Origin of the sequence: Streptomyces sp. IBSBF 3136 (assembly GCF_036815105.1) — a bacterium.
In the GTDB taxonomy this organism is placed as follows: domain Bacteria; phylum Actinomycetota; class Actinomycetes; order Streptomycetales; family Streptomycetaceae; genus Streptomyces.
This window is the reverse complement of sequence record NZ_JAJSZC010000385.1, coordinates 1-3,853: the sequence shown is the minus strand read 5'-3', so window position 1 is coordinate 3,853 and position 3,853 is coordinate 1. Positions and strand designations below refer to the sequence as shown.

General features: G+C 72.9%; 4 protein-coding genes. All 4 read right to left on the bottom strand.

Annotation, left to right across the window (positions count from 1 at the left end):
• Positions 1-104 precede the first annotated feature (104 nt).
• On the bottom strand, positions 105-929 hold the full coding sequence (locus V7E45_RS39200) for a DUF1684 domain-containing protein (RefSeq protein ID WP_333779065.1): 825 nt from the start codon (positions 927-929) through the stop codon (positions 105-107).
• A gap of 56 nt (positions 930-985) precedes the next feature.
• Entirely contained in the window at positions 986-1,909 is a 924-nt protein-coding gene (locus tag V7E45_RS39195; protein WP_333779064.1) for an LLM class F420-dependent oxidoreductase, read from the bottom strand.
• A 104-nt stretch (positions 1,910-2,013) separates the two neighbouring features.
• Entirely contained in the window at positions 2,014-3,201 is a 1,188-nt protein-coding gene (locus V7E45_RS39190; RefSeq protein WP_333779063.1) for a bifunctional class I SAM-dependent methyltransferase/NUDIX hydrolase, read from the bottom strand.
• 17 nt (positions 3,202-3,218) lie between these two features.
• On the bottom strand, positions 3,219-3,800 hold the full coding sequence (locus V7E45_RS39185; RefSeq protein ID WP_333779062.1) for a class I SAM-dependent methyltransferase: 582 nt from the start codon (positions 3,798-3,800) through the stop codon (positions 3,219-3,221).
• Positions 3,801-3,853: the final 53 nt, after the last annotated feature.

Below are 3,853 nucleotides of genomic sequence, written 5' to 3'. Positions count from 1 at the left end.
GTGCGGGGTGCGGGGTGCGGGGTGCGGCCTGAGGCGCGGGGTGCCGGGCGCCGTCACCGCGGCCGGCACGCCCGGCTGTCCTCCCGGCTTTCCACCCGTCCGGCTCAGGCGCCGCCGCGCTCGCGGGGGATCTTCTGGCCGGCCTCGATCGCCACCGGCAGCCGGTTCTCGGCCGGCGGCAGCGGGCAGGTGGCCAGGTCCGTGTAGGCGCACGGGAGGTTCGTGGCGCGGTTGAAGTCGAGGACGACCGTACCGTCGGCGGCGGGCGGCTCGACGGACAGGGACCGGTTGGCGGCGTAGGTGGTGACCCCGGAGGTCGTGTCGGTGAACAGCACCATCAGCCGGCCGGCTCCGTGCCCGGGGAACGCGGTCAGGGACAGCTGACGCCCGTGCAGCTCGAACTGGATGCTGCCTGGAGCGTCGTAGACATGCTCAAGACCCTCGACGGCCGCGCCCACGGTGGTCGGCCGCGGCTCGTCGAAGGGGACGTACCGGCCCGGCACGGCCCAGCGCGGGTCGGGCGCGTAGGCGGGTGTTCCGGTGAACGCGGTGCGCAGCGGGGCGTTCGGGTGCCTGGGGCGCAGGATGTCGTGGCCGCCGCGTTTGGCGACCTCGAGGACGGCGTCTCCCCAGACCACGTCGACGCCACCGCGTTCGGGGAGCACACCGAAGCGGTGTTCACCTCGCACCGGCCTTCCGTCGACGACCAGTTCCTCCGCGTCGTCGAGGTCGACGACGACTCCGTCGGGGCCGGCGTGCCACGCGCCGGGCGCGTCGGGGAAGCGCCGCGGCTGGTCGTCGAGCCAGTGCAGTCCGGTGATGGCCAGGAACCCGTGCGGGTCGGCGAGCCTGGCCTCCTGGGCGCGGTACCAGTCCAGCCAGTTCTCGGTGAACGCCCGGAGGTCGTTCGTGGTGACCTCAGTGGTCATGGGTTCTCCTTGAGGGGGTGAGGCTCGGTCGGCGGGACGGATGCGACGGGGCCGGGTCAGCGGGCGAGTTCGCCGAGAAGCGCCCAGGTGCGACGGCGATCGGCCTCTCCGGCGATCTCGGTGCCGGAGAACACGACCTCGGTGGCGCCGGCGTCCCGGTAGCGCCGTACTTCGGCTTCGACCGCCTTCTCGTCGCCGATCACCGCCACGTCGGCGGCCCGGCGGCCGCCGGAGAGTTCGATGACCCGGGCGTAGGACGGGATCTGCTCGTAGAACGCGAGGCGTTCGGTGGCCTTCGCCCGTACCGCGTCGACGTCGTCCGTGACCACGCCGGGCACCAGGGCGACGATCCTGGGCGCGGGCCGGCCGGCGGCCTCCGCGGCGGCGGTCAGGGAGGGGACGATGTGTTCGGCCAGGGCGCGCGGGCCCGCCAGATAGGGCAGGATGCCGTCCGCCAGCTCACCGCTGACCCGTAGGGCCTGCGGCCCCATCGCGGCGACCAGCACGGGCACCCCGGTCTCGGCGCCCGGCACGCGGGCCGGAATCGGCGTGGTGGCGGTGAGCAGTTCACCGTGGAAGTCGGCCGTGCCGGTCTGCGTCAACTGTCGTAGCGCGGTGAGGAATTCGCGCAGGCGGGCGATGGGGCGCTCGAAGGGAAGGCCGAAGCCGGTCTCCGTCAGCAGCTTGGTGCCGAGGGCCAGGCCGAGGTGGTAGCGGCCGTGTGTCGCGGCCTGGGCGGTCTGTGCCTGGCTGGAGACGAGCAGGGGATGCCGGCCGAAGACGGGGATCGCGGAGGTGCCGACGTGCAGTCCCGGCACCGCGCGCCCGACGAGCGCGGCGAGCTGAGGTGAGTCCGCGCCGAAGGTCTGGCCGAACCAGGCGGACCGCAGACCGGCGGCGGCGGCCTCCTGGGCCAGCTGCACGGTGGCGTCGACCTGGTTCGGCGCGCTGGACGCGTCGAGTGCTACTCCAACAGTCATGCCAGTCAGAACCGGCCGCCGCCGGACCGGCATTCCGGCCTTCGTGTGACAGCTTCTTGTCAGTCATGTGTACGGGGGCGGGCCGGCCCGGTCGTAGGGGTTGTTCAGGTCATGGGGCGTCCGGGTGCCGTCGTGTCCTGGTCGGTGACCGGGGCGAAGTGCGCGGGCGGGTGGTCGATCGGCAGGTCGGGGCGCCATGCGGTGAGGATGTGGGCGCTGCACTCGAACAGGTCCGGGGGCAGGGCGTCCAGCGGCCACCAACGCCAGCCGCCCACGCTCTCGCCGGACTGGTCGGCCGGCTCCCCGCGCCAGCGGGTGACGAGGGCGCCGAACGTGATGCGGACGACGTCTCCGACCCGGTCGAGGAACATGCCGAGAAGACGGACGTCTTCGGGTTCCGCGTGCAGTCCGGTCTCCTCGGCGAGTTCGCGTACCGCCGTCTCCCGCAGGGACTCGCCCGGCTCCACGGTCCCGCCGGGCAGTTCCCAGGTGCCCAGCCGGTGCCGGCCCAGGAGAAGACCCCGAGTCCCCAGCAGCACGGCGCCGACGCCGACGGCGGCCTGGGGGACGGGTGGTCTCGCGGTACGGGGCCGGGTGCTGATCCTCGCCGGCCGCTGGACCTGGAACAGCCGGTAGGAGGCCTTGTTGTCCTTCTCCGGCGTGTCCAGGACGGTGACGCCCCGCACGTGGAACCCGTACCGCGTGAGCAGTTCCTCCCACACCTCGGGCGTCAGCACCCACATGTGCACGGTGAGGTCGCCGCCGTCGGCCAGGCGCAGGAGCTCCGGGCGTGAGGTGACGGCCGAGGACGGGCCGTCGCCCGCGGAGTTCGTGTGCAGCACGGTGAAGTACAGGCGGCCGCCCGGCTTGAGAGCGGCCGTCAGGGCGGGCAGGAGCCGGTGCGGATCGAGGAAGTGGAGGGTGCTGAGCGAGTAGATCACGTCGTACGGCGTGCTCGTGCTCAGGTGTTCCACGGCGTCGGTGTGGAACAGCCGCAGTCCCGGCACATCGGGGTAGCGTGCGCGGGCCCGCTCGATCTGGCCGGGGGAGGCGTCGATGCCGTCGACCCGCGCGCCGTAGGCACGGGCCAGGTGGGCGGCGTGCCGGGCGGGGCCGCAGCCGATGTCCAGGACACGCAGCCCGCCGAGATCGCCGAGCAGGTCGTCGCCCGGCCCGTCCGCCGCGGGCCCCCAACTGATCCGGTCCAGCTCCGCAAGGTCCGTCCCCCGCCGCAAGTGATGCTCGCCGTACGCTTTCCACGCGAGGAGGTTCTGCTGTTCCGTGTCGTCCAACGTGTCGACTCCCATGGTCAGGGCCGGAGTGCGTAGCACCGCAGCACGTCGAGATCGGCGCTGCGTACGACTGACCAGCCCGCGGTGAGGATCTCGGCTTCGGCGGGGCCGATTCCGAGATGCCGGCGGGGATCACCGGCTTCGCGGCGGCCGGCGATTTCGGTGACGACCCAGAACGTAGCGCCAGGCGCGAGGACTTGGCGGACACGGTAGAGAAAGGCCGGCTTGTCGTCCATCCACCGGTAGACCAGTCGACAGGCGACGACGGCGTACGCGGGATCAGGCAGGGAGCGCAGGTCGTCCTCGGCGAAGTCCATGACTTGCCAGGTCGGCCCGTCGTCGCACTGGGCGGCCCCGGTGTCGCGGGCCGCGGCGATGGCGCTGGGCGCGACGTCGATCCCGGTGGTGCGGTAGCCGAGTCGGTGGAGGTGGCGGGCGAGTGCGCCCTCGCCGGTGCCGATGTCGAGTGCCGGGCGTCCACGACCTGGTCCGACTTGGTCGGCCAGCCATGTGCGCTCCGCCTCGGTGACCTGCCGGTACCGGCGTCCGCCGGCCCAGACGGGCTCCCAATGGGCGGCGCTGGCGGTGGTGGTCGTCATCCGGGTCCCTTCAGGTGTGGGCGGTGGGGTGGGTCATGCGGGGTCCGCAGCAC